The organism is Pseudomonas sp., assembly GCF_030696055.1.
In the GTDB taxonomy this organism is placed as follows: domain Bacteria; phylum Pseudomonadota; class Gammaproteobacteria; order Pseudomonadales; family Pseudomonadaceae; genus Aquipseudomonas.
In genome coordinates, this window is sequence record NZ_JAUYNP010000221.1 from 1 (window position 1) to 25,311 (window position 25,311).

Sequence of the window (25,311 nt, forward strand, 5' to 3'; positions counted from 1 at the left end):
CCTAGCGCCTCAATCGTGCTAAGGTAGCGGCCTGCAAAATGTGCCGAGACCACCATGCCTTACCTGCTTTTTCGTGGCCTGCTCCACACCGCCACAGCCTGCATTCTCCTGCTGCTGACCGCCTGCGCCGAAGCCCCCGCGCAATCCCTGGCGAGCGCTCCTACAACCGCACCAGCCGCGCCAGCCGCCAGCCCGGCAGTCACCGCAGTCGTTGCAGTCGCCAGCCCGCTACTGAGCTTCGAGGAATGGCGCGGCCTGCTGCGCAGCGACGCCATAGCCGCGGGCATCGATGCCGAGCTGTTCGACCGTGCCTTCGCCGGCATCAGCCTGGACCCCAAGGTGATCGCCGCCGATAGCAGCCAACCGGAGTTCACCCGCCCGATTTGGGACTATATCGATGGCGCGCTTTCCGTGACCCGTGTGGCCCAGGGGCGCTTGCTCAAGGCGCAGCACCGGCCAACGCTCAAAGCCATTCGCAGCACCTATGCCGTCGACCACGAAGTCCTGATCGCCATCTGGGGCCTGGAAAGCAACTTCGGCAGCAATATCGGCGAGCACAACGTGATCCGCTCGCTGGCCACCCTGGCCTACGACGGCCGCCGCCAGGCGTTCTGGCGCAGCCAACTGCTGGCGGCGCTGCAGATACTGCAGGCGGGCGATAACTCCGTGCAGGGCCTGATCGGCTCCTGGGCCGGGGCCATGGGGCAGACCCAATTTATGCCGACCACCTTCAACCAGCACGCGGTGGACTTCGATGGCGACGGCCGCCGTGACCTGTGGCACTCCGCCCCCGACGCCCTGGCCTCCGCCGCCCACTACTTGCAGGCCTCGGGCTGGGAAAATGGCCAGCCCTGGGGATTCGAGGTAAGCCTGCCGCAGGGCTTCGATTACGCCCTGGCCGACCCGGAAGTTCGCCGCAGCCTGGCGCAATGGCGCGCCCTGGGGGTCAATTCGCTGGAAACGGTTGATGCTCATGAACAAAGCCAAGCCACGCTGTTTCTGCCGGCGGGCCATCGCGGTCCAGCCTTCTTACTGCTGAATAACTTCCGCAGCATCCTCAAGTACAACAACTCCACCGCCTACGCCCTGGCCATCGGCCTGCTCTCCGACGCCCTCGACGGCAACGCCGGCGTGCAGGCCGCCTGGCCGCGCGATGATCGCCAGTTGGGTCGCAGCGAGCGTATCGAGCTGCAAGAACTGCTGGCCAGCAAAGGCTACCAGCCGGGTCCGGCCGACGGCATTATCGGCGCCAATACGCGCAAGGCCGTGCGCGCCTTCCAGCAGAGCCTGGGCCTGCCGGCCGACGGCTACCCCAGCCATGAGCTGCTGCAGCAGCTCAGATAACTGTGGGCGCAGCGCCGACGCTGCGCGTCTACCCCCCAACAGCCAGCCTGGACCGCACGGCGCTCAACGGACTGCACAGTCAGCTTCTGTGATAAACTGCGCGGCGGCCACAAGCCGCCTCGTCCACGGAGCCCAGATTGCCGATGTCCGATACCTCCCCGCCCAAAACCGTTGCCAGCGGCGACAAATTCCGCACCACTCAAGGCATCACCGCGATCAAGGACGGTCAGAAGCGCCGCGCCTCAAGCGAACCCCAGGTGTTCGAACCCAAGCCCAAGTGGCTGCGGGTCAAGGCTCCCGGCGGCAGCCGCTTCGAAGCAGTCAAACGCAATGTCAGCGAACACCGCCTGAGCACCGTGTGCCAGGAATCCCACTGCCCGAACATGGGCGAATGCTGGTCCAACGGCACCGCCACCATCATGCTGATGGGCTCGGTATGCACCCGCGCCTGCCGCTTCTGCGCGGTGGATACCGGCAACCCCAACGGCTGGCTGGATCAGGAGGAGCCGCAGAACACCGCCAAGTCGGTGGAGCTGATGGCGCTGCGCTATATCGTCCTGACCTCGGTGGACCGCGACGATCTGGCCGACGGCGGCGCCGCTCACTACGCCGCCTGCGTGCGCGCCATCAAGGAACGCACCCCGCAGGTGGTGGTGGAGGCCCTGACTCCGGACTTCGACGGCGACCTGCTGGCCATCGAGCGCGTGGTGGATTCCGGCCTGGAGGTCTTCGCGCAGAACGTCGAGACGGTCAAGCGCCTGACCCATGAAGTACGCGACCCCCGCGCCGGCTACGAAAAGACCCTGCGTGCGCTCGAACACGCCAAGCGCCATCGCCCGGACGTGCTGACCAAGACCAGCCTGATGCTGGGCCTGGGCGAAAGCGACGAGGAAGTCCTGCAGACCATGGATGACCTGCGCGCCATCGGCGTGGACATCCTCACCCTCGGCCAGTACCTGCAGCCGACCCGCAACCACCTGACGGTCAAACGCTGGGTCAGTCCGGAAGAGTTCAACCGTTTCCGCGATATCGGCCTGGACAAGGGCTTTATGGAAGTCGCCGCCGGCCCGCTGGTGCGCTCCAGCTACCGCGCCGACCGGGTGTTCGAGAAGAACAACCTGGGCCTGGCGGCACCAGTGCCTGTGCCGGGCCAGCCGGTCGATGCCAGCCTGATTCCGACCCTCAACCTGAACTGAATCAGGCCGGCACGTACCCCAAATGCCGGCGCAGCGCCTGCTCCAGGCGCTGTTCCACCTCGTCGAGCGCCGGCGGCGTCTGCAGCAGATCCCTGAGCTGCACCATCTTCAGCCCGGCATAGCCACAAGGGTTGATGCGCAGGAAGGGCGCCATGTCCATGTCCACATTGAACGCCAGACCGTGGAACGAGCAGCCGCGGCTGACCCGCAGCCCCAGCGAGGCGATCTTCTCGCCCTTGACGTAGACGCCGGGGGCATCAGCCTTGGGCGCGGCCTCGATGCCGTAGCCGGCCAGCACCTCGACCAGACTCTGCTCCATGGCGCTGACCAGCTCGCGCACGCCCAGACCCAGGCGACGCAGATCCAACAGCAGGTAGGCCACCAGCTGGCCTGGGCCGTGGTAGGTGACTTGGCCGCCACGTTCGACCTGGATCACCGGGATATCCCCCGGTGCCAGCAGGTGCTCGGCCTTGCCGGCCTGGCCCTGGGTGAACACCCGGGGATGCTGCAGCAGCCAGATTTCGTCAGGCGTGTGTTCGTCGCGCTCGGCGGTCAGGCGGCGCATCGCCTCCAGGGTCGGCAGGTAGTCCACCAGGCCGAGGTGGCGCACCCGCAACGCAGGCGCCACTAAAGCACCATATGCACGATACCGGTAGCGCGCAAGGCGCTATTGATATCGCGCAGCTGGTCTTCACCGGTTGCCTCGATGTGCAGCTGCACGGTGGTGTACTTGCCATTACTGCTCTGGCGCTCGGCCAGAGTATTGAGATCGACCTTGGCATACTTGCTGAGGATTTCGATCACAGTGTCTTTGTAATTGGCACCGCTATCGCCGACCACCTTGATCGGGTAATCGGCGCAGGGGAATTCGATTTTCGGGGCTTGAACGTCGGTATCAGTCATGGCGTCGTTGGGCTTTTGACCCTTTCCAAAACAGAACGCCCCGGATAGGGGCGTCCAGGCAAATTATCAGTTGAACAATCCGTAGAAGAACAAGCTGATGCTATCCCACAGTCTACGGAAGAAACTACCCTCTTCGACAGCTTCCAGGGCGATCAGGTCGGCGCTGTGCACCACCTCCTCACCCAGTTTGACCTCGACCTTGCCGATCACGTCGCCCTGGGCGATAGGCGCGATAAGCTGCGGGTTGAGGGTCATGCCGGCCTGCAGTTTATCCAACTGGCCCTTCGGCAACGTCAGGCTCAGGTCTTCCGCCAAGCCAGCCTTGAGCTGACGAACGGCACCCTTCCACACCTGCGCCTGGGTCAATTCCTGGCCCTTCTTGTAGAAGGTGCGGTTTTCGAAGAAGCGGAAACCGTAGGTCAGCAGCTTCTGGGTTTCCGCGGCGCGGGCCGACTCGCTGTCGGTACCGAACACCGCGGTGATCATCCGGGCACCTTCACGCACGGCCGAGGCCACCAGGCAGAAACCGGCTTCTTCGGTGTGACCGGTCTTCAGGCCGTCGACCGTCTTGTCGCGCCACAGCAGCAGGTTGCGGTTGCCCTGCTTGATGTTGTTCCAGAAGAACTCCTTCTGCGAGTAGATCGCGTAGTGTTGCGCGTCCTCGTTGATGATGGCGCGAGCCAGAATCGCCATGTCGTGGGCACTGGAGTAGTGCTCCGGATGCGGCAGACCGGTGGCGTTCATAAAGTGGGAATTCTGCATGCCCAGCTTCTCGGCGGTCTCGTTCATCATGTCGGCGAAGGCGTCCTCGCTGCCGGCGATGTACTCGGCCAGGGCAATGCTGGCGTCGTTGCCGGACTGGATGATGATGCCGTGCAGCAGATCGTCCACCTTCACCTGGCTGTTCAGCGGCAGGAACATGGTGGAACCACCGGACGCTGCACCACCGGTACGCCAGGCGTGCTCGCTGACGGTGACCAGGTCCTGCTCGCCGATCTTGCCCTTGCGGATCTCCAGGGTGGCGATATAGGCGGTCATCAGCTTGGTCAGGCTGGCAGGCGGCAGGCGCTGGTCGCTGTTGTTTTCCACCAGCACTTTGCCGCCGGCGGCATCCAGCAACACATAGGACTTGGCGGCCAGTTGCGGTGGCGCCGGAATCGCTGGCTGATCGGCCCAGGCGGCTGGAGCGCTGAGGAGAAAAAGTGACATGCAAACGCGTTGCGCAAAGCTGGTGATATTCATCCGTCTCTCTAGATGGCTAATGGTCGAACAGGCCCCAACGGGCAAATTTTCTACCGCCGACGGCAAGGCGCCGGCTGTAAGTCAGTGATTAGTCCAGTTAAGGCTTAATAAGTGCCGCCCTACTCGGCCCGTACCAGGGTCGGCTGGCCGAGATTGGCCAAGCGTACGCTGTCTTGCAGCTGCTCAGCCTCGCTCTGACTGTTCACCGGCCCCAGACGCACGCGGTGCAGAATCTGTTGGTTGCGCGCCACTGAGCTGATGAACACCGGCGCAGCCACCGTCTCGCTCAACTTGGCCTTGAGTAGCTCCGCAGCGTCCGGATTGGCGAAGGCGGCCACTTGGAGATACAGGCCAGAGGCTGCGACTGAAGCGTTTTTTTTTGCGTCGATCTGCACGGGGAGCACCGCGGCGGCATGCTGTTGCACGGGCGGCGAATACTGCTCGATGGGCTGCGCGACCGGTTGCGCGACCGTCTTGACCTGCGCCACTGGCTGCGGCGCGGCCAGAACCAGGGGCACCGGCCGGCCCTGCTGGGCCCACCATTCGTGAGGATCGATGCCCTCGACCTTGACCCGCGCGGTGCCGCTTTCGGCATAGCCGAGCTTCTTCGCCGCGGCGAAAGACAGATCGATGATACGGTCGGAATAGAAGGGCCCGCGGTCATTGACCCGCAGGATCGCGCTCTTGCCGTTGTCCAGGTTGGTCACCCGCACGTAGCTGGGCAGCGGCAGGGTCTTGTGCGCGGCGGTCATGCCATAGAGGTCATAGGTTTCGCCGTTGGCCGTGGCCTGGCCATGGAACTTGGTGCCGTACCAGGACGCCGGGCCGATCGCCTGATAGCGCCGCGCATCGGGAATCGGGTAGTACTGTTTACCGAACACCGAGTAAGGGCTGGCCTTGACCGCGCCGTAATGCGGCATCGGCACGGCATCGGGAATCTTCGACACGTCGACGTCCCACCAGGGCGCGCCATCTCTATGCGGCGGGCTGTATTGCCCAGGCCCGGAAATCGCGCCGCCCGGCTGCACTGGGGCCACCGGCTGCGGTGCACGGCTGGCCGAGCAGCTGGCCAGGATCAGCGCCAGGCCGGCCAAGCCCGCCAGCTTGAAGGATGCGTTCGACATCAATTATTACCCCGCGCTTCAACCAGCAACTCGGCCAGCTGATTCACCGCCATGGCATACATCACACTGCGATTGTAGCGGGTGATCACGGAGAAGTTCGGCAGGCCCATCCAGTACTCGTCGCCGTCCGCGCCCTCCAGGCGGAAGGCGGTCACCGGCAAGTCCGCGCTGAGCGCATCGGCGCTCGACCAACCCAGGGCACGCAGTTCGCCGACATTCTTCAGCGGATCCAGGCCGACGGTCAGGCCCTGCTCGGCCTGTTCGCCCCGGACGCTGGCGGCGCTGGCGACCGGCTGCCCCGGCTGCCAGCCGTGGCGCTGGAAGTAGCTGGCGACGCTGCCGATGGCATCCACCGGGTTGTTCCAGATATTGATATGACCATCGCCGTCGAAGTCCACCGCGTAGGCGCGGAAGCTGCTCGGCATAAACTGCGGCAGGCCCATGGCCCCGGCGTAAGAGCCGGTGAGGGTCAGCGGATCGACCTGTTCCTCCCGGGCCAGCATCAGGAACTCGCGCAACTCCTTGCGAAAGAAGGGCGCCCGCGGCGGATAGTCGAAGGCCAGGGTCGAGAGCGCGTCCAGCACCCGGTAACTGCCGGTGTTGCCACCGTAGAAGGTCTCCACACCGATGATCGCCACTATCACCTGGGCCGGCACCCCGTACTCGGCCTCGGCGCGGGCCAGGGTCGCTGCGTGCTGCTGCCAGAAATCCACACCGCGGCTGATGCGCGCATCGGTGATAAAGATCGGCCGGTAGTCCTTCCAGGGTTTGACCTTCTCCGCCGGGCGCGAGATGGCATCGAGGATCGCCTGCTTGCGCTCGACCTCGGCGAACCAGTCGATCAGCTGCTCACCGGCGAAGCCGTAATCGCGGGTCATTTCGGCGACGAACTCGGCCACCAGCGGCGACTGCTGATAGTCCCCGGCGAGCGCGGGCTGCATGGCCAGCGCCCCAGCCAGGAAAGCAGTGCGGACAAGCCAAGCGCGCATCTTTTGCATTGAATTCATAATCCCAATCAAGCCTGTGTCATCCACTTACGGTGGGTGTGGACCGACATCAAAATTCCAAATCCTGCCAGCAAGGTGATCAGCGAAGTGCCGCCATAGCTGATAAAGGGCAGTGGCACGCCCACCACCGGCAACAGGCCGCTGACCATACCAATATTGACGAAGACATAAACGAAGAAGGTCATGGTTAACGCGCCGGCGAGAAGCTTACCGAACAGCGTCTGCGCTTGCACGGTAATCACCAGGCCGCGGGCGATTAACAGCAGATACACCAGCAGCAGCAAACACACCCCGACCAGGCCGAACTCCTCGGCCAGCACGGCGATGATAAAGTCCGTGTGGCTTTCCGGCAAAAAGTCCAGGTGCGACTGGGTGCCGAGCAGCCAGCCCTTGCCCCAGACGCCGCCCGAGCCGATGGCCGCCTTCGACTGAATGATGTTCCAGCCACTGCCCAGCGGATCGCTTTCCGGGTTGAGGAAGGTCAGCACCCGCTGCTTCTGGTACTCGCGCAACACGAAGAACCACATGCCGATGGCGACAGGCACCACGGCCGCCACCGCACTGAGAATCCAGCGCCACTGCAGGCCGGCGATAAACAGCACAAAAAACCCGGAGGTGATGATCAGCAGCGAGGTGCCCAGGTCCGGCTGCAACAGGATCAAGGCGAAGGGCACGACGATCAGCCCCAGGCTGACGACTATATGCTTGAAGCGTGGCGGCAGCGTGCGCTTGGCCAGGTACCAGGCGATGGTGGCCGGCATGATGATCTTCATAAACTCGGAGGGCTGGAAGCGGATCACCCCGGGAATATTGATCCAGCGCGTGGCGCCCATGGCGTTATGCCCCATGACGTCCACCGCCACCAGCAAGCCCACGCCAATCACATAGGCCAACGGCACCCAGCGCGCCATAAAACGCGGTTCGAACTGGGCGATGATAAACATGCCGACCAGGCCGATACCGAAGGAACTGGCCTGCTTGAGCAGCAGGTCGAGGTTCTTGCCACTGGCGGAATACAGGATAAACAGGCTGCCGCTCGCCAGGACCAGCAGCAACAGCAGCAGCACGCCGTCGACATGCAGGCGCTGCAGCAGGGTTGCGCGGCGGCGCAGCAGATCCTCGTTGGACAGGGTACGGTCGAAATTACTGTGCATGGCGCGGTACCTCGGCAGCCACGGGCGGGGCAAACTCGGCTTTCAGCTGGCCCTGCTCGTCCAGCAACCAGGCGTCCATCACCTGCTTGACCACGGGGGCGGCAACCCCGGAGCCGGACTCGCCATTCTCGACCATCACCGCCACGGCGATCTGCGGCTTGTCGACCGGGGCGAAGGCGACGAACAGGGCATGGTCGCGGTGACGCTCCTGGACCTTGCTGCGGTCGTATTTTTCCCCTTGCTTGATCGCCACCACCTGCGCCGTGCCGCTCTTGCCGGCGATCCGGTACAGCGCCGTGTCGCCCACCTTGCGCGCGGTGCCACGGGGACCGTGCATCACCTGCTCCATGCCGTGCCGGCCGCTGTCCCAGAAAGACGGATCACGCAGCACTATATCGGGCAGCGGAGCGCTGTCGACCGGCGGCGCGCCCTGGATGCTCTTGGCCAGGTGCGGGCGAATCCACTTGCCGCGGGTGGCCATCAGCGTCACCGCCTGGGCCAGTTGCAGCGGCGTGGTCTGCATATAGCCCTGGCCGATGCCGAGAATCAGGGTCTCCCCCGGATACCAGGCCTGGCGATAGCGCGCCCGCTTCCACTCGCGGGACGGCATCAGCCCGGTGGTTTCCTCGAACATGTCCAGGGACACCCGCTGGCCGAGGCCGAAGCGCGTCATATAGTCATGCATGCGGTCGATGCCCATCTTGTGCGCCAGCGCGTAAAAGTAGGTGTCATTGGAACGCATGATGGCCAGGTCCATATCCACCCAGCCATCGCCGCTGCGGTTCCAGTTGCGGTATTTGTGGCTGTGGGTGGGCAGCTGATAGAAGCCCGGATCGAACACCCGGGTCTGCGGCGTCACCACCCCGGCATCCAGACCGGACACCGCCATCATCGGCTTGATGGTCGAGCCGGGCGGATACAGGCCGCGCAGCACGCGGTTGTACAGCGGCCGGTCGATGGAGTCGCGCAAATCGGCATAGGCTTTGAAGCTGATGCCGGTGACGAAAGGGTTGGGGTCGAAGCTCGGCTGACTGACCATGGCCAGCACTTCACCGGTCTGCGGCTGGATCGCCACTATGGCGCCGCGGCGCCCGGCCAGGGCCACCTCGGCGGCTTGCTGCAAACGTACATCCAGGCTCAGCACCACATCCTTGCCCGGCAGCGGGTCGGTGCGTTTGAGCACCCGCAACACGCGGCCGCGGGCATTGGTCTCGACCTCTTCGTAGCCCACCTCGCCGTGCAGCTCGTTCTCGTAGAAGCGCTCGATGCCGGTCTTGCCGATATGGTGGGTACCGCTGTAGTCGACCGGATCGAGCGACTTCAACTCCTTCTCATTGATCCGCCCGACATAGCCCACCGAGTGGGCGAAATGCTCGCCGTGGGGGTAGTAGCGCACCAGTTGCGCCGACACTTCCACCCCGGGCAGACGGAACTGGTTGATCGCGATCCGGGCGATCTGCTCCTCGGTCAGCTCGAACAATACCGGCACCGGCTCGAAGGGGCGCCGCCCCTGACGCACCCGGCGTTCGAACAGCGCGCGCTCATCCGGCCCCAGCCCCAGCACCTCGACCACCACGTCCAGCACCTGCGCCCAATCGCCGGCGCGCTCGCGGGTCAGGGTCAGGCTGAAGCTCGGCCGGTTGTCGGCGATGATCACCCCGTTGCGGTCGAAGATCAGCCCACGGGTCGGCGGAATCGGCTGCACGTGGATGCGGTTGTTCTCCGCCAGCGTCGTGTGGTGCTCGTACTGCACCACCTGCAGGTAATACAGGCGCGCGATCAGCGCAACGGTCAGCAGCACCACGGCCACGGCGCCGACGACCGCGCGCTGGCGAATCAGGCGGCCATCTTTTTCGTGGTCTTTCAGGCGAATGGGCTGCGGCATCGGTGGCTGCTGGTTACTTGTGGTAAGGGTGACCGGACAAGACTGTCCAGGCACGATAAATCTGTTCGCCGATCAGAATCCGCACCAGCGGGTGCGGCAGGGTCAAGGGCGACAGCGACCAACGCTGCTCGCTGCGCGCCTGCACTTCCGGCGCCAGCCCTTCCGGGCCGCCGACCATCAGGTTGACGGTGCGCGCATCCAGGCGCCATTTGTCCAACTCGACCGCCAACTGCTCGGTGCTCCAGGGCCGCCCTTCGACTTCCAGGGTGACTATGCGCTCCCCGGGCGCAACCTTGGCCAGCATGGCTTCGCCTTCCTGGCGGATCATCCGCGCCACATCGGCATTCTTGCCGCGGGTGGTCAGGGGAATTTCCACCAACTCCAACGCCAGTTCGGACGGCATGCGCTTGGCGTATTCCTGCCAACCGTCCTCCACCCAGCGCGGCATCCGCGAGCCAACGGCGATCAATTTGATACGCACAGACGAACGCCCTTAGTGCTGCTCCGGACCTTGCTCGGGGGCGTGCAGGGCGCGGCTCTGCTCGGCGCCCTGCCACAGCCGCTCGAGGTCATAGAACTGGCGGGCGGTCGGCAGCATCACGTGCACCACTATGTCGCCGAGGTCGAGCAGGGCCCACTCGCCGCTGTCCAGGCCTTCGCTGCCCAGGGGGCGCACGCCTTTCTCCTTGACCTTCTCCAGCACGTTGTCGACCAGCGACTTGACGTGACGGCTGGAGGTGCCGCTGGCGATCACCATAAAGTCGGTGATGCTGGTCTTGCCGCGCACATCGATGGTGGTGATGTCCTGCGCCTTGATGTCTTCCAGAGCGGCGATGGCCAGCTTGACCAGATCTTCGCTCAACATTTTTGCCTTTGTCATAAGTAACTCGTTTGCCTCGTGTTCAATTTGCGCCACGGTAGAGTCCGTGGGCATGGATATAAGCCAGTACCGCGTCGGGCACCAGAAAACGCACCGATTGTCCATTCGCCAGCAAGGCGCGGATCTGGCTGGCGGACACCGCCAGGGGCGTCTGCCAGATAAAGGAAATCTGCCCGCTGGGCCCGCTCAGGCTCAGCGGATCGCTGATGCTGCGCGCCGCCAGCAGGTTCTGCAGGGCTTCCGGCGCCTCGCTGTCGGCATCCGGGCGCTGCAGCACCAGGATATGACAGTGCTGCAACAGCTCCTGCCAGCGGTGCCAACTGGGCAGCCCGCAAAAGGCATCCCAGCCCAGCAGTAAAAACAACTGGTCGTCCGCCGCCAGTTCGGCGCGCAACGACTCCAGGGTGTCGATGCTGTAGGACGGCTTATCGCGCTTGAGTTCGCGATCATCCACCTGCAATAACGCCATCCCCGCGACCGCCTGCTCGGCCATGGCCAGGCGATCGGCGGCGCGCACCTGCGGCTCGCCGCGATGCGGCGGCCGCGCGCTGGGGATCAGGCGCAACTCGTCGAGCCCCAGCGACTCGGCGACTTCCAGAGCGCTGCGCAGATGGCCGATATGCACCGGATCGAAGGTGCCGCCGAGGATGCCGATACGCTTAGCCATTCTGCCCGCGCAGTTGGCCGTCACCTATCACCACATACTTCTCGCAGGTCAGGCCTTCCAGGCCCACCGGGCCGCGGGCGTGCAGCTTGTCGGTGGAAATGCCGATCTCCGCGCCCAGGCCGTACTCGAAGCCGTCGGCGAAGCAGGTCGGGGTATTCAGCATCACCGAGCTGGAGTCCACCTCGGCGAGGAAACGCCGGGCCTGGCCCTGATGCTCGGTGACTATCGAGTCGGTGTGGTGCGAGCCGTAGTGATTGATATGTTCGATCGCCTGCTCCAGGCCATCGACCACGCGAATCGACAGGATCGCCGCCAGGTATTCGGTGTGCCAATCCTCTTCGGTCGCAGGCTTGGCCTCGATCAAGGCGCAGGTGCGTGGGCAACCGCGCAGCTCGACGCCCTTGGCGCGCAACTGCTCGGCCATGGCCGGCAGGAACGCCGCCGCCACCGCCTGATCGACCAGCAGGGTTTCCATCGCCCCGCAGATGCCGTAGCGGTAGGTCTTGGCGTTGAAGGCGATGGCCTGGGCCTTGGCCAGATCGGCATGGGCGTCGACATAGACGTGGCAGATGCCGTCCAGATGCTTGATCACCGGCACCCGCGCATCCTTGCTGATGCGCTCGATCAGGCCCTTGCCGCCGCGCGGCACTATGACGTCGACGAATTCCGGCATGCTGATCAGCGCGCCGACGGCGGCGCGGTCGGTGGTTTCCACCACTTGCACGGCGGCGGCCGGTAGGCCGGCATCGGCCAGGCCGCGCTGGATGCAGAGGGCGATGGCGCGGTTGGAATGAATCGCCTCCGAGCCGCCACGCAGTATGGTGGCGTTGCCGGACTTCAGGCACAGGCTGGCGGCGTCTATGGTCACGTTGGGCCGCGACTCGTAGATGATGCCGATCACGCCCAGGGGTACGCGCATCTTGCCGACCTGAATTCCAGACGGACGGTAGCTCATGTCACGGATCGCCCCGACCGGATCGGGCAGGTTGGCGACCTGGCGCAGGCCTTCGATCATGCCGTCGATACGCGCCGGGGTCAGGGCCAGACGGTCGAGCAGGGCCGGTTCCAGACCGCTGGCGCGACCCGCGGCCAGGTCCAGTTCATTGGCGGCGCTCAGTTCGCTGCGGGCCGCGTCCAGCGCGGCCGCGGCGGCCTGCAGGGCACGGTTCTTCTGGGCGGTACTGGCCCCGGCCAGCACGCGCGAAGCCTGGCGGGCGGCCTGTCCCAGGCGGGTCATATAGTCGAGCACGGACTCAGTCATGGTCTTGGCAGGTCTGGCGGTTGGAAAAAGTCGCTGAGTATAACGGTCGCGCCGCCTCACGCCCAGCAGTGCTGGGTGGACGGTAAACAAGGCGTTCGCCGCAGGCGCCGGTAACGCGGCCAGACCAGGGCCTGCGGGAGGTGCTACGAAACAGTGACATCTGCGCCCCACGCCCGCCCGAAGGTTAGGTAAACAAAAACGCCACGAATGTTTACCTTGCAGCCTGAAACAAGAACAGGCGGCCCACCGCCGGGTAGGTGACCATGCGATACCGTACCGATTACAGCGCCGCGCTGCTCAACGAGGCCCCCGAGGTGCTGCAGCTCGGCAACTGGCGCCTGCATTACCAGGCCTACGCCAGGCGCAGCGATGATCCCCGCGCCCCGGTGCTGCTGCTCGGCGGCGCCTTCCAGAGTTTTCGCTCCTTTGCCGGCGAGGTCAGCGAACTGCTCGGCGAACACCCGGTGATACTGCTGGACCTGCCCAGCCAGGGCGGCAATCTGCAACTGGCGCCGGAGCTGGGACTGGAACAACTGGCCGACCTGATCGCCGCCTTTGCCCAGGAGCTGCGCCTGCCCGCGCTGCTGCCGATCGGCCTGTCCTACGGCTCGGCCCTGGCCGCGCTGTTCGCCGCCCGCCATCCGCAGCGCTGCACCCGCCTGCTGCTGGCCGGGATCACCGCCTTCGGCCGGCCCGGCGCGCGCCTGTTGCTGCAGGAAGGCCTGGCGCTGCTGGCGGAAGGCAGTACAGAAGCCTTTGCCCACGGTGCCCTGACCGGCTTACTCAACCCCCTGCGCCTGCAGCAGACCGGGGTTTCCCCGGTATTTCGCAAAGCATTGCTGCGGCAGATCCAGCGCCTGTCACCCGGCGAGGTGGAGCGCTACCGGCAGAACAGCCAGCGCCTGTTGGATTTTCAGGGTTTCAGCCGGCACCCCGGCTGCCCGACCCTGGTGCTGGCCGGCGAGCACGATCATTTCACCCAACCCTGGGAACATGCGCAGTTCGCCGCGGCCTGCGCCAACGCCAGCTGCGCGCTGATCCACAACGCCGATCACCTGGCCCAATTCGAACGACGCGAGGCCTGCGCCGGCCTGTACAACCCCTTCCTGCGCGGCGCGGCCCTGCCACCACGCCACCCGGGCAGCAGTCTGCTGGCGCCCAGCCAACTGCTGCAGCTGGAAAAACGCCACGAACCGCGCCTGCCGCCCAGCCAGCGCCAGGCGCGCCTGCGCCATAGGGATGGCGGCGAGTGGACGGTGGAACTCCGCGAACTGGGCTTCTTCGGCGGGCTCTTAACGGTCGAGCTACCGCAGAGCAAACCCGCGCGCGGCTGGCAACTGCTGTGCAAGGACCTGCCGCCACAACCCCTGCTGCCGCTGCGGCATGACGCCGACGGCCTGGCCTTTGTCTTCCCGCACAGCGACCAGCTGGCCAGCCAGGCCCTGGCCATGCAGTTCCAGCAGAATGAGCTGCCCACGGCCGCGTGCGCGTAGGGCGGGTTACGGCGCAACAGACTCTTTGCAAACCGACACCACCCTGCCATGCGCCCCACCCTACATTCTGACGCTGGCCGCGCCTACACCCGGGCCTCGATCACCCGCACCAGGCCGGCGCTGTTGCAGGGGGCCAGGCCTAGGGCCTGGCTGGCCCGGCTGGGGTCCAACACCGCGACCTCGCGGAAACCACAGTTTTTGAAGCCCAACTCTATCGCCTGATCGTCGCGATAGTGCAGTGGATAGCTGCCGCGAGTCAGCCGGCCGATCAAGCCGACGCCCCAGCGCAACTGGCGATAACGCGGATGCTCGCGCAGGTCCGGGTACAGTTCGGTCAGGTAGGTGGCACTGGGGAACTGACGCAACTGGTCGGCCAGGCGAGTCCAGAACGACTCGATCAGCGCCAGCTCGAAGTAGTTCACCAACCCTTCGGTGATCACCACCAGCGGCTTGCGCCGATCCAGCTCGGCAAACAGGGCCGCCAGGCTTGCGGCGCCGTCTTCGGCGAGAATGTCCACCGCGCGCACCCTATGGCGACTGCCCAGCCAGCCCTGGCCGCCCAGCAGCAGACGCTTGCGCGCGGCCATCAACGGCAGATCGGCCTCCAGGTAGCGCAACTGCGGGTAGCGCTGGCTAAACCGCCGACCGCGCGGCGACAGGCCGCAGGCGATCTCCACCACCTGACAGACGCCGCCCCGCTCGATGGCGGCGGTCAGCTGCGCATCTATCTGCAAGTGCCGCTGCAGCAGGAACTGCTCGATATCCAGGCCGAAGCCGACCCGCGCGCCCCAGGCAATGGGGCTGAGCAGGCCATGCACCAAGCGCCCGAAGCCGGTGACGAAGGCCGGCTCGGCCAGCCGATGGCGATACCAGACATAGCCGGTGTAATGGGCGCTGGGGCTGATATGGGCACTGCTGGCACGTGCAGACATAAGGCGGGCTCTTATTGTTATGATCGCCGCCCAGCCTATGCCCTGCCGCCAACCAGTGACACCGGATGCCTGTCGAACCCAACCTTAGTTTGCCCTGGCCACAAGGCCGCGCCCTGGCGGATAGCTTCTTCGACCGCGACGCGCGCCTGCTCGCCCGCGAACTGCTCGGCAAGGTGATCAGGCACAAATACGGCGAGCTGTGGCTAAGCGCCCGCATCATCGAAACCGAAGCCTATTACTGTGCGGAAAAAGGCAGCCACGCCTCCCTGGGCTACACCCATAAGCGCCGCGCGCTGTTTCAGGATGGCGGGCATATCTATATGTATTACGCCCGCGGCGGTGACTCGCTGAACTTCAGCGCCTTTGGCCCGGGCAATGCGGTGCTGATCAAGTCCGCCCACACCTGGCTGGACCAGTATTCGGGGCCGGCCAGCCTGGCGCAGATGCAGGCCAACAACCCCGACGCCCAGGGCCGGGCGCGCCCGGCGCAACGGCTGTGCGCCGGGCAGACCCTGCTGTGCAAGGCCCTCGGCCTGAAGGTGCCGGACTGGGACGGCCAGCGTTTCGACGCCCAGCGCCTGTTTGTCGAGGATGTCGGCGAACGCCCCGAGCAGGTGCTGCAGTGCACCCGCCTGGGGATTCCCCTGGGACGCGATGAACAGCTGCCTTACCGTTTCGTCGACGCAGCCTTTGCCCCTTACTGCACACGCAACCCACTGCGCCGCGGGCAGATCGCCGGCCAGCATTTCCACCTACTAACCTCCGAGGATAAGCACCTATGAGCCAGTGGCTCGACAGTTTGACCCTGTGGCTCAGCGCCAACCCGCAATGGCTGGGCTTGGCGATTTTCCTGATCGCCTGCATCGAGTGCCTGGCGATTGCCGGGATCATAGTGCCAGGCACCATTATCCTGTTCGCCGTCGGCGTGCTGGCCGGCAACGGTGCCCTGACGCTGTGGGAAACCCTGGCCCTGGCCTACTTCGGCGGGCTGCTGGGCGATGCCCTGTCCTACACCGCAGGACGCTATTTCCATCAGGATATTCGGCGCCTGCCGGGGCTGCGCCAACACCCGCAATGGCTGGCCGCGGCAGAAAACTATTTTCAGCGCTTTGGTGTCGCCAGCCTGCTGGTGGGCCGTTATATAGGCCCGCTGCGGCCCATGCTGCCGATGGTCGCCGGCATGCTGAATATGCCGCTCGGGCGCTTTATCGCGGTCAGCATGCTGGCTGCTGCCGGCTGGGCCATCGCCTATATGCTGCCCGGCTGGGCCACCGGCGCCGCGCTACGCCTGCCGCTGCCGCCAGGCTTCTGGCCGCAGGCCGGTGCGCTCGCCGCCGGGCTGGCCCTGGCCCTGCTCGTGAGCGCCCACGGCAGCCTGCGCGGACAGCGCCATGCCAGCCTGCTCGCCGCCGGTTTGAGCCTGGCCCTGTTGATCGGCCTGATGTACAGCTGGCCACAGTTGACCCAACTCGATCAGGGCCTACTGGCGCTTATCCAGGAGCAACGCAGCGCCAGCCTCGACAGCCTGATGGTGCTGGTCACCCGCCTCGGCGACTTCCAGACCCAATTGGCCGCGGGCGTACTGCTGTGCCTGGTGCTGCTGGCCACCCGGCAGTGGCGGATGGCGAGTTTCGCCGGCATGGCCCTGTTGGGAACGGCGCTGGCCAATGACGCACTGAAAAACCTGTTCGCCCGCACCCGCCCGCAGGTCTTGCTCGAGCCGCTGGACAGCTTCAGCTTTCCCAGCGGCCATAGCTCGGCGGCCTTCGCCCTGTGCCTGGTGTTGGCGCTGCTGGCCGGCCGCGGCCAACCGCCGCGCATGCGCCTGACCTGGCTGCTGCTGGGCGGCTTGCCGGCCGCGGCTATCGCCGGTTCACGGGTCTATCTGGGCGCGCATTGGCCCAGCGACATCATTGCCGGGGCCGTGCTGGCGGCCTGTATCTGCGCCCTGAGCCTGACCCTGGTGCAATGGCGCTCGCCACTGTCGGCCTTGTCGGCCAGGATCTGGTGGTTGCTGCTGCCGGCCATCCTGGCGCTGCTCGGCGGCATCGCCATCTGGCACTGGTCCGCCGCGCAGTTGCTCTATCGCTATTAACAGGCCGTTGCACAACGACCTACGCGGCCTAATGCCGTTCACTTAAGCCAAGTGAACGGCATTTTTTGTAGCCCGGATGAAATCCGGGGAACTCTATCCCCTGCAAATCCGCTCCCTGATTGCATCCGGGCTACGTTCTGGGCACAACAGGTAATTTGGGCATAGCCATTAAAAACAACCTGTTAAGCGCCGCCGGCCTGGCCCTGCAGCTGTTCGAGCAGCTCATGCAGCAGGTCGAGGCGCTGCTGCGGCTGGTCCAGCGCCAGCAATTGCAGCTTATGCTCGGCCGCCAGCGGCAACAGGTAGGCCAGCTGGTTGGCCAGCGCCGCCTGCCCGGTCGGCTCGGCCTGCATATCCAGCGCAGCCACCATGGGGTGCGCGCTCAGGGCATTGAGCAAGGCGGCCAGGTCCGCATGTTCGTCCAATAAGGGTTGCTCGACCTCATCCTCCAGCCAGTCGACTTCGGCGACCGCCAGTTGGTCGCGCATAAGCTCGGCACTGCGCACCCGGAAGCGCCGCCCGCCCTCGACGCGAATCCCCAGCAGGCCATTGGGCCGCTGCTGGAAATCGCGAATCAGCGCCTCGCAGCCGATGGCGGCAAACTGTTCGGCCGCCGCCCCCACTTCCTCGCCCTCGACTATGCACACCACGCCGAAGCCTTCGCCATGCTTCATGCAGCGGCTGATCATGTCCAGGTAGCGTGCCTCGAAAATCTGCAGATCCAGGGTGCAGCCGGGGAACAGCACGGTATTGAGGGGAAACAAAGGTAACGTCATGGCGGCCTCCTCAACGCAGTAACAGAATCGCCAACGGCAGCAAGACCGCAGTGAACATGCCCATCAGGCTCATCGCCAGGGCGGCGAAGGCCCCACACTCCTCGCCTTCCTGCAAGGCCCGCGCGGTGCCCACGGCATGCGCGGTCAAACCCAGGGCCATGCCCAGGGCGGCCGGGTGCCGCACGCCACAGCGTTTGAGCAGGGACGGCCCGACGATAGCGCCGATGACCCCGGTGATCATCACGAAGACCGCGGCCAGGGAAGCGATGCCGCCAATCTGATTGGCCACCAGCATGGCGATAGGCGAGGTCACCGACTTGGGCGCCATGCTCATCAGCATGATCTGTTCGGCCCCCAGGCCCCAGGCCAATGTCACCCCCAGAACAGTGGCGAACACCCCGGCCAGCAGCAGGGTGATCAGGGTCGGCCAGAACAGCTGGCGAATCCGCCGCAGGTTGAGAAACAGCGGCACCGCCAGGGCCACTGTAGCAGGGCCGAGAAACAGGCTCAGGGCGACGGCACTGTCCTTGTACTCGGCGAAGGTCAGGCCGCAGGCCAGCAGAATGCCGATCACCGTCAGCATCGACAGCAGCACCGGCTGGAGGAACACCCAACGGCTTTTCTCATAGGCGGCGATGGCCAGCTGGTAGGCGCCCAGGGTGATGCCCACGCCGAACAGCGGATGATGGATCAAGGCTTGCCAGGCGGCGTGCCACTCCAGAGTCATGGCGCCTCCCGGCGTTGCTGGCGCTCGATCAACTTCTGCATCAACCAGCCGGCGAAGAGGATCGACAGCAGCAGCGACAGCAGCAAAGCGCCGGCCACCGCCCAGAAGTCCGCGGCTATCGCCTCGGCATACACCATCACCCCCACCGCCGGCGGCACCAGCAGCAGGGGCAGGTATTTCAGCAGGCTGCGGGAGGCCAGGTGCAGCGGCTCACCCACTTCGCCGCGCAGCAGCAGAAAGACGAATAACAGCAGCATGCCGATGATCGGCCCCGGCAGCATCGGCAGCACCAGCACATTGATGACGGTGCCGAGCAACTGACAGAGCACCAGCCAGGAAAGGCCGCGTAGCAGCATGATGGGCAATCTCCAAATCGTATGATCCCAGGTGGAATGCCTGACAGTATAAGCCGCCAAGCCCCGCTAACGCCGGTTTACAGCGGTTGCACCGATTTTATCGCGAGTTCGCCGCAGTACCACGCAAGACTTGACCCTAAGCCGAAGCCATGATGATCTTAGGGCAGAAGGATTTACGCAGTGCAAAAAAACAAAACCCGCGTCTTCAAGGAGAAACCATGCCCTCAGTACCAGTCGCAGAACTGCAAAGCTACATTGGCAAAGAACTCGGTCGTTCCAACTGGTTGACCATCGACCAGGAACGCATCAACCAATTCGCCGAATGCACCGGCGATCATCAATTTATCCACGTCGATCCGGTCAAAGCCAAGCTCACCCCATTCGGCACCACCATCGCCCACGGCTTCCTCTCGCTGTCGTTGGTGCCCAAGCTGATGGAGGGCATCATGCTCATGCCCCAGGGCCTGAAAATGGCCATCAACTATGGCCTGGACAGCGTGCGCTTTATCCAGCCGGTCAAGGTCGGCTCCAAGGTCCGCCTGGCGGTCAGCCTGACCGATGCCCATGAGAAGAATCCGGGCCAATGGCTACTCAAGGCCAAAGTCGTGCTGGAGATCGAAGGCTCGGAAAAACCGGCCTATATCGCCGAACCGCTGACCCTCTGCTTCGTCTGACCCCCTCTGCTGTCACCAGGCGCGCCATCGACGGATGGCGCGCTTTTTTGTGCCTGCCATCCATGGCGGCCACCCTCCGGGCCGTCGCTGCGCGACGTTAAAAATTGCTCCATGCAATTTTTTCTGCATGGTCCCGGCTAGAGCGCAGGCGCAGTTGTTTAAGGCATACTCGACAACACCCCTACAGTATGGATGCTTGTTATGCGCCGCCTCGCCCACCTGGCTCCGCTGAGCCTCGCCTTGCTGCTGATCGCCTGTGGCGAAGGCGAACCCCTGCTGCCACCAGACGCCGTACTGCCCGATGGCGGCCGCTACCGCGGCGCGGTGGTCGATGGCCTGCTACAGGGCCAGGGCCGCCTGGATTACAGCGACGGCAGCCATTACCAGGGGCAATTCAAGGACGGCCAGTTCCACGGCAACGGGGAATGGGTCAGCGAACAGGGCGAACACTATAAGGGCGAGTTCCAGGACGGCAATTTTCATGGTCAAGGCAGCCTTAGCTACAGCGACGGCAGCCACTACCAGGGCAACTTTGGCAAAGGCACGCCGAACGGCGAAGGCACCCTCAAGCGCAGCGATCTGGTCTATCGCGGCGAGTTCAGCAAGGGCCTCTACAGTGGCCTGGGCAACCTGGAGTGGAGCAACGGCGCCAGCTTTCAGGGCCAATTCAAGAAAGGCGAGCCAGACGGCCAGGGTGTGCTGACCGACGTCGAAGGCAACCAGTTCACCGGCACTTTCAAGCAGGGCCAACTGAATGGCCTGGGCAGTTTCAAAAGCCCTAAAGGCGATCTCTATAGCGGCCATTTCCGCGCCCAGCAGTTTCACGGTGAGGGGCGCTACCAAAGTGCCGACGGCGAGGTCTGGAACGGTCAATTCGCCGAGGGAGCGCTGAGCGGCAAGGGTGAGTTCAAGGCTGCCGACGGCAGCCACTACAGCGGCCAGTTCAGCGACTGGAGCTATCACGGCGAGGGCCGCTTGAGCCTGGCCGACGGCAGCCTGTATCAGGGCCACTTCGTCTACGACCAGTACCACGGCGCAGGCAGCCTGACCCTGGCCGACGGCAGCACGCAAAAGGGCAGTTGGCAGAATGGCCAGCGCATCCGCGATGAACAAGGCCAAGCGCTGCCCGACACATTGGAAAAAGGTTTGCTGGAACAGGGCCAGCTGCTCGATAGCGCCATCGCCGCCCTACCCGCCTCGACCCCAGCCATCGAGCTGTATGCCCTGACCCTGGCCGGCGATGGCAAACAGAGCGTGTTTATGCGCGAAGCCGATTATGTCGCCGACCTGCTCGGCGAGCGCTTCGCCGCCCACGGCCGTATCACCCTGGTCAACCACCGCGATCATCTCGCCGACCGCCCCCTGGCCACCCGCGCCAGCCTGACCCGCGTGGTGCAGGCGCTGGCCGAGCGCAGTGGCCCGGAAGACCTGATCTTTATCTACCTGACCAGCCACGGCTCGGCCAGCCACGAGCTGAACCTCGACCAGCCGCGCCTGCAGCTCAATGACCTGCCCGCCAGCGAATTGGCCGCGCTGCTCGAGCCGCTCAAGGATAGGCACAAGGTGCTGGTGATCTCCGCCTGCTACTCCGGCGGTTTTATCCCCAAGCTGCAGGATGACAAGACCCTGCTGATGACCGCCGCGCGCGCCGACCGGGTGTCCTTTGGCTGCTCGGAAGAGAACGACTTCACCTACTTTGGCCGCGCGCTATTTGCCGAGGCCCTGCAACAGACCGACGACTTGCAGCGCGCCTTCGAACTGGCCCAGGCCAGCGTTGCCAAACGCGAACAGGCCGACGGTTTCGAGGCTTCAGAACCGCAGATATGGCCGGCCAAAGCGGTGCTCGCACAGTGGCGTAAATTGCGCGAGCAGCAGGCCGAGCGTGTCCTGAATAATGGCCCCGAGGAAAAAACCGCGGCCAGCCGATAAGCGCAAAGAAAGCGGGCGGCACGCACAGTGCGAGTCGCCAACAGCCTGTTAAGCTGATGGATATCAGCGGAGAACCGACCACTATGTATTTGACGCCCCAGCATATCCTTCTCGCCGGCGCCACCGGCCTGACCGGCGAACACCTGCTGGATCGCCTGCTGAACGAGCCCACAGTCGCACGCGTGCTGGCGCCCAGCCGCCGGCCCTTGGCCGACCACCCGCACCTGGACAACCCGGTGGGTGAACTGCTTGCGCTGTTGCCTCAACTCAGCGGCGCCATCGACACCGCCTTCTGCTGCCTGGGCAGCACCATCAAGCAAGCCGGCTCGCAGGAGGCCTTCCGCGCAGTCGACCATGACCTGGTGCTGGCCTTCGCCAAGCGCGCCCGCGAACTCGGCGCGCGGCATCTGCTGGTGATCAGCGCCCTGGGCGCCGACGCCCACTCCGCGGTGTTCTACAACCGGGTCAAGGGTGAAATGGAACAGGCCCTGAAAGCCCAGGGCTGGCCGCAGCTGACTATAGTGCGGCCCTCCCTGCTGCTCGGGGCGCGCCAGGAGTTCCGCCTCGGCGAACGCCTGGTCGCGCCCTTTATGCGCTGGCTTCCGGGCAAGTACCGCGGCATCGAAGCCACAGTCCTGGCCCGCGCACTCTGGCGCCTGGCCCTGGAAGAAGATCGCGGCACCCGCGTGATCGAGTCGCACCAGCTGCGCCGCCTCGGCCGCTAACCCCCTATCAATATGGACAACTCATGAGCACCATCACGGATAACCTGATCGCGGCCCTGAGCAGCGCCGACATGCTGGAAATCGACGCGCTGCATGCCTGGCAATTCAACCTCGATCACGACCTGCTGGCCCGGCACAACGCCGGCTCGGCCAGCGCCGAAGACGCCGGCAAGCCCCTGCTCAGCATCGAGTGCATGGACGGCCGCGCCCGACGCCAATGGCATTTCAGCCTGGCACAAGTCCTGGCCGCCCACTTTGTCGCGGCAGATGACAGCTGGAGCATTGCCCGCGCCGACAGCAGCCACAGCATCAAGTGTTTCGCCGCCATCAGCGGCGACAACGCCGAGCAGCCGGACGACGCCGCTAACGACATCGAATAGAGCGCCAGCCGAGGGCACCCGCTTGGATTGGTACGACCGCTATCTACTGCCCCATCTGATCGACTTCGCCTGCGGCATGGGCGAGGTGATGCAGGCCCGCGCGCAACTGGTGCCCCAGGCCCACGGTCGGGTGCTGGAGATCGGCATCGGCAGCGGCCTCAATCTTGAGTTCTACGATGCGGCCAAGGTCAGCGTCATAGTCGGCGTCGACCCCAGTGCGGCCATGCAGCGACTGGCCAAGGCGCGCGCCGCGCGCATCGGCATCCCGGTCGAGATGATCGCCCTGGAGTTGGGGCAGATTCAGGCCCCCGCCGCCAGTTTCGACAGCATCGTCTGCACCTTTACCCTGTGCACCATCTCGAATGCCGGGGCGGCCCTGCGGGAAATGCGCCGGGTGCTGAAACCCGGCGGTCGCCTGCTGTTCTGCGAACACGGCCAGTCACCCGAGCGGTCGGTGCTGCGCTGGCAGAACCGCCTGACCCCGCTGTGGAAACCCCTGGCCGGCGGCTGCCACCTCAATCGCGATATAGCCGCCCTGATAGACACCGCGGGCTTTCGCATCGGCCAGCTGCAGAACCGCTACCTGCAAGGGCCAAGGCCCATGACCTATCTCTATCAGGGCTGGGCCGACTAGCCGCCCCATAGCGAATTGCCATTACCGCCCGGCAGCGCCTGAATATTCTGGCTATTGTTAGCTCATGGACTTAGCGGACGGAAGCCGGCCCACCCATGAAGCGCCTGGCGTTACGCGCAAGCACTGCCCTGATCCTATGCCTGTGCGGCCTATGGGTAGGCTGCGGCCATGCCTGGGCGCAGCAGCGCTCGGTGAGCGTCGGGGTGTATGGCAGCGAACCGACAATAGTGCTGGGCCAGGATGGCAAGCTCTCCGGCATTCTCGGTGAACTGCTCAACGAGATCGCCCGCGAGGAGCATTGGCAACTGACGCCCGAGCCCTGCAACTGGCAGCAGTGCCTGGAGCTGGCGCAGAGCGGTGCAATCGACTTGCTGCCGGGTGTGACGTTCAACGAAAGCCGCGCCCAGTCGCTGGACTTCCATAAGCGGCCCTCGCTGTTCAGCTGGTCGCAGCTGTACAGCCGTGGCGACAGCACGCTCGACTCGCTACTGGACCTCAAAGGCCTGCGCATTGCGGTACTCGATGGCTCCATCCAGCAGAGCTACCTGCAAGACCTGCTCAAGAGTTTTGGCCTGGCCGCCGAACTGATCGGCGTGCCGAGCCTGCAGCAAGGCTTCGAGAAAGTCGTGGCGAACCAGGCCGATGCGGTGGTGGCCAACCAGCGTTTCGGTGACTTTCATGCCCCGCAGTACAAGCTGCAGAGTACCCCCATCATGTTTCAGCCGGCGCAGCTGTTCTATGCCACGCGCAAAGGACAGAACGCCGACCTCTTGGCCGCCATCGATAACCACCTGCAAGGCTGGCAGAGCGCGCCGGATTCCTACTACTACCAGACCCTGCAGCGCTGGGGCGGTGAGCTGCCCCGGCTGCTGGTCCCCGCCAGCTTCTGGTGGGGCATGGCCAGCCTCGGTTTTCTGCTGCTGATGGCGCTGGCCGGCGCCCTGCTCTTGCGCCGCCAGGTCAGCGAGAAAACCCGCCACCTGCAAGCCAGCGAACAACGCCTGAACTGCATTCTCGACAGCGTCGAGGCCTATATCTATATCAAGGACGAACAGCTGCGCTATCAGTACGCCAACCGCAAGGTCTGCGAGCTGTTCGGCCAGCCCCTGGAGCAGGTGATAGGCCAGACCGACAAGCAGTTCTTCGACAGCACCACCGCGACCAACCTGCATGAAAACGACCGCCGCGTGCTGATGTTCGGCGAGCGGGTGGAAGCCGAGGAAATCAACCGCGGCCTGGATGGCGGCACCGAGCACGCCTTCCTCTCGGTCAAGTTGCCGCTGCGCAATGCCGAGGGGCAGATCTATGCCCTGTGCGGCATCTCCACCGATATCACCGAACACCACAAGAACCTGGAGAAGATCAACCAACTGGCCTTCTACGACCCCCTCACCGGCCTGCCCAACCGCCGCCTGCTGCTCGATCGCCTGCAACAGGCCCTGGCCAAGCATTCGCGCGGCCTGCAGCAGGGCGCCCTGTTGTTTATCGACCTGGACAACTTCAAGGACCTCAACGACACCCTCGGCCACGACATGGGCGACCGGCTGTTACAGCAAGTCGCCGAGCGCCTGAACAGCCATGTGCGCGCCCAGGACAGCCTGGCCCGCCTGGGCGGCGACGAGTTCGCCCTGCTGATCGGCCGTTGCCAGCCCGGCGCGGTCATACCCGCCGCCGAGCATTACCGCGGCGCGCTGCACGATCCCTTCGCCGTGCGCGGCATCAGCATGACCCTCAACGCCACCCTGGGCATCGCCCTCTACCCCGATCACGGCGAAAGCGCCGGCAGCCTGCTGCAACACGCCGAGGTGGCCATGTACCTGGGCAAGCAGCAGCGTTCGCCCTATGCCCTCTACCGCCCGGAACTGGACCGCCACAGCCTGCTGCGCCTGGCGCTGATGAGCGAACTGAAAGGCGCGGTGGAAGACGG

General features: G+C 64.8%; 26 protein-coding genes. 11 read left to right on the plus strand and 15 right to left on the minus strand.

Annotation, left to right across the window (positions count from 1 at the left end):
* The first annotated feature begins 54 nt into the window (after positions 1 to 54).
* Both Q8Q83_RS12800 and lipA read left to right on the plus strand, forming a co-directional pair.
* Positions 55 to 1,344, plus strand: coding sequence for a lytic murein transglycosylase (locus Q8Q83_RS12800; protein ID WP_305624277.1), 1,290 nt, complete (start codon positions 55 to 57; stop codon positions 1,342 to 1,344).
* 143 nt (positions 1,345 to 1,487) lie between these two features.
* Positions 1,488 to 2,540: a lipoyl synthase gene (lipA, locus tag Q8Q83_RS12805; RefSeq protein WP_305624279.1), complete on the plus strand. Its 1,053-nt coding sequence runs from the start codon at positions 1,488 to 1,490 to the stop codon at positions 2,538 to 2,540.
* 1 nt (position 2,541) lies between these two features.
* On the opposite strand, the gene lipB is transcribed toward lipA, so the two are convergent.
* The 11 genes from lipB to Q8Q83_RS12860 all read right to left on the minus strand — a co-directional run bounded on the left by lipB (position 2,542) and on the right by Q8Q83_RS12860 (position 12,663).
* Positions 2,542 to 3,168, minus strand: a complete 627-nt coding sequence (lipB, locus tag Q8Q83_RS12810; protein WP_305624281.1) for a lipoyl(octanoyl) transferase LipB — start codon at positions 3,166 to 3,168, stop codon at positions 2,542 to 2,544.
* A complete protein-coding gene (locus Q8Q83_RS12815) occupies positions 3,168 to 3,443 on the minus strand; it encodes a DUF493 domain-containing protein (RefSeq protein WP_305624283.1) in 276 nt (91 codons plus the stop codon). The genes lipB and Q8Q83_RS12815 overlap by 1 nt, the downstream gene beginning before the upstream one ends.
* A 66-nt stretch (positions 3,444 to 3,509) precedes the next feature.
* Positions 3,510 to 4,685: a D-alanyl-D-alanine carboxypeptidase family protein gene (locus tag Q8Q83_RS12820; protein WP_305624285.1), complete on the minus strand. Its 1,176-nt coding sequence runs from the start codon at positions 4,683 to 4,685 to the stop codon at positions 3,510 to 3,512.
* Between the two features lie 119 nt (positions 4,686 to 4,804).
* The gene (locus Q8Q83_RS12825) at positions 4,805 to 5,809 is read right to left on the minus strand and encodes a septal ring lytic transglycosylase RlpA family protein (protein WP_305624286.1); all 1,005 of its coding nucleotides are present in this window, start codon (positions 5,807 to 5,809) and stop codon (positions 4,805 to 4,807) included.
* A complete protein-coding gene (mltB, locus tag Q8Q83_RS12830; protein WP_305624318.1) occupies positions 5,809 to 6,807 on the minus strand; it encodes a lytic murein transglycosylase B in 999 nt (332 codons plus the stop codon). The genes Q8Q83_RS12825 and mltB overlap by 1 nt, the downstream gene beginning before the upstream one ends.
* 17 nt (positions 6,808 to 6,824) lie before the next feature.
* Positions 6,825 to 7,928, minus strand: coding sequence for a rod shape-determining protein RodA (rodA, locus tag Q8Q83_RS12835; RefSeq protein WP_305624320.1), 1,104 nt, complete (start codon positions 7,926 to 7,928; stop codon positions 6,825 to 6,827).
* 31 nt (positions 7,929 to 7,959) lie between these two features.
* Complete coding sequence (gene mrdA, locus Q8Q83_RS12840) at positions 7,960 to 9,855, minus strand: penicillin-binding protein 2 (RefSeq protein WP_305624287.1); 1,896 nt, start codon at positions 9,853 to 9,855, stop codon at positions 7,960 to 7,962.
* 13 nt (positions 9,856 to 9,868) lie between these two features.
* Positions 9,869 to 10,336: a 23S rRNA (pseudouridine(1915)-N(3))-methyltransferase RlmH gene (rlmH, locus tag Q8Q83_RS12845; protein ID WP_305624289.1), complete on the minus strand. Its 468-nt coding sequence runs from the start codon at positions 10,334 to 10,336 to the stop codon at positions 9,869 to 9,871.
* A 12-nt stretch (positions 10,337 to 10,348) separates the two neighbouring features.
* Positions 10,349 to 10,720, minus strand: coding sequence for a ribosome silencing factor (gene rsfS, locus Q8Q83_RS12850; RefSeq protein WP_305624322.1), 372 nt, complete (start codon positions 10,718 to 10,720; stop codon positions 10,349 to 10,351).
* 37 nt (positions 10,721 to 10,757) lie between these two features.
* Positions 10,758 to 11,402 carry a nicotinate-nucleotide adenylyltransferase gene (gene nadD / locus Q8Q83_RS12855; RefSeq protein ID WP_305624291.1) on the minus strand — a complete coding sequence of 215 codons (645 nt, stop codon included), beginning with the start codon at positions 11,400 to 11,402 and terminating at the stop codon, positions 10,758 to 10,760.
* Positions 11,395 to 12,663: a glutamate-5-semialdehyde dehydrogenase gene (locus Q8Q83_RS12860; protein ID WP_305624293.1), complete on the minus strand. Its 1,269-nt coding sequence runs from the start codon at positions 12,661 to 12,663 to the stop codon at positions 11,395 to 11,397. The genes nadD and Q8Q83_RS12860 overlap by 8 nt, the downstream gene beginning before the upstream one ends.
* Before the next feature lie 263 nt (positions 12,664 to 12,926).
* On the opposite strand from Q8Q83_RS12860, the gene Q8Q83_RS12865 reads away from it, so the two are divergent.
* Entirely contained in the window at positions 12,927 to 14,156 is a 1,230-nt protein-coding gene (locus Q8Q83_RS12865) for an alpha/beta fold hydrolase (protein WP_305624295.1), read from the plus strand.
* A gap of 83 nt (positions 14,157 to 14,239) precedes the next feature.
* On the opposite strand, the gene Q8Q83_RS12870 is transcribed toward Q8Q83_RS12865, so the two are convergent.
* Positions 14,240 to 15,088: a class I SAM-dependent methyltransferase gene (locus Q8Q83_RS12870; protein ID WP_305624297.1), complete on the minus strand. Its 849-nt coding sequence runs from the start codon at positions 15,086 to 15,088 to the stop codon at positions 14,240 to 14,242.
* Between the two features lie 65 nt (positions 15,089 to 15,153).
* Here Q8Q83_RS12870 and Q8Q83_RS12875 point away from each other — a divergent pair, with 65 nt between their 5' ends.
* Both Q8Q83_RS12875 and Q8Q83_RS12880 read left to right on the plus strand, forming a co-directional pair.
* Positions 15,154 to 15,870 carry a DNA-3-methyladenine glycosylase gene (locus Q8Q83_RS12875; RefSeq protein WP_305624299.1) on the plus strand — a complete coding sequence of 239 codons (717 nt, stop codon included), beginning with the start codon at positions 15,154 to 15,156 and terminating at the stop codon, positions 15,868 to 15,870.
* A complete protein-coding gene (locus Q8Q83_RS12880) occupies positions 15,867 to 17,183 on the plus strand; it encodes a bifunctional DedA family/phosphatase PAP2 family protein (protein ID WP_305624301.1) in 1,317 nt (438 codons plus the stop codon). The genes Q8Q83_RS12875 and Q8Q83_RS12880 overlap by 4 nt, the downstream gene beginning before the upstream one ends.
* 182 nt (positions 17,184 to 17,365) lie before the next feature.
* Here the strand turns inward: Q8Q83_RS12880 and Q8Q83_RS12885 are convergent, their stop codons facing one another.
* The 3 genes from Q8Q83_RS12885 to Q8Q83_RS12895 are packed head-to-tail and all read right to left on the minus strand — an operon-like array spanning position 17,366 to position 19,042.
* On the minus strand, positions 17,366 to 17,959 hold the full coding sequence (locus Q8Q83_RS12885; protein ID WP_305624303.1) for an LON peptidase substrate-binding domain-containing protein: 594 nt from the start codon (positions 17,957 to 17,959) through the stop codon (positions 17,366 to 17,368).
* A 10-nt stretch (positions 17,960 to 17,969) separates the two neighbouring features.
* Entirely contained in the window at positions 17,970 to 18,680 is a 711-nt protein-coding gene (locus tag Q8Q83_RS12890; protein WP_305624324.1) for an LrgB family protein, read from the minus strand.
* 2 nt (positions 18,681 to 18,682) lie between these two features.
* On the minus strand, positions 18,683 to 19,042 hold the full coding sequence (locus tag Q8Q83_RS12895; protein ID WP_305624305.1) for a CidA/LrgA family protein: 360 nt from the start codon (positions 19,040 to 19,042) through the stop codon (positions 18,683 to 18,685).
* 218 nt (positions 19,043 to 19,260) lie between these two features.
* Between Q8Q83_RS12895 and Q8Q83_RS12900 the strand changes: the two genes are divergently transcribed.
* From Q8Q83_RS12900 to Q8Q83_RS12925, 6 genes are all read left to right on the plus strand, one after another.
* The gene (locus Q8Q83_RS12900) at positions 19,261 to 19,716 is read left to right on the plus strand and encodes a MaoC family dehydratase (protein WP_305624307.1); all 456 of its coding nucleotides are present in this window, start codon (positions 19,261 to 19,263) and stop codon (positions 19,714 to 19,716) included.
* A gap of 201 nt (positions 19,717 to 19,917) precedes the next feature.
* Positions 19,918 to 21,645 carry a C13 family peptidase gene (locus Q8Q83_RS12905; protein WP_305624308.1) on the plus strand — a complete coding sequence of 576 codons (1,728 nt, stop codon included), beginning with the start codon at positions 19,918 to 19,920 and terminating at the stop codon, positions 21,643 to 21,645.
* Between the two features lie 83 nt (positions 21,646 to 21,728).
* Positions 21,729 to 22,370: an oxidoreductase gene (locus Q8Q83_RS12910; RefSeq protein WP_305624310.1), complete on the plus strand. Its 642-nt coding sequence runs from the start codon at positions 21,729 to 21,731 to the stop codon at positions 22,368 to 22,370.
* Positions 22,371 to 22,393: 23 nt separating this feature from the next.
* On the plus strand, positions 22,394 to 22,750 hold the full coding sequence (locus tag Q8Q83_RS12915; protein WP_305624312.1) for a DUF5629 family protein: 357 nt from the start codon (positions 22,394 to 22,396) through the stop codon (positions 22,748 to 22,750).
* Positions 22,751 to 22,772: 22 nt separating this feature from the next.
* Entirely contained in the window at positions 22,773 to 23,384 is a 612-nt protein-coding gene (locus Q8Q83_RS12920) for a class I SAM-dependent methyltransferase (protein ID WP_305624314.1), read from the plus strand.
* Between the two features lie 95 nt (positions 23,385 to 23,479).
* A partial coding sequence (locus tag Q8Q83_RS12925) for a diguanylate cyclase domain-containing protein (protein ID WP_305624316.1) occupies positions 23,480 to 25,311 on the plus strand: 1,832 nt, incomplete at its 3' end.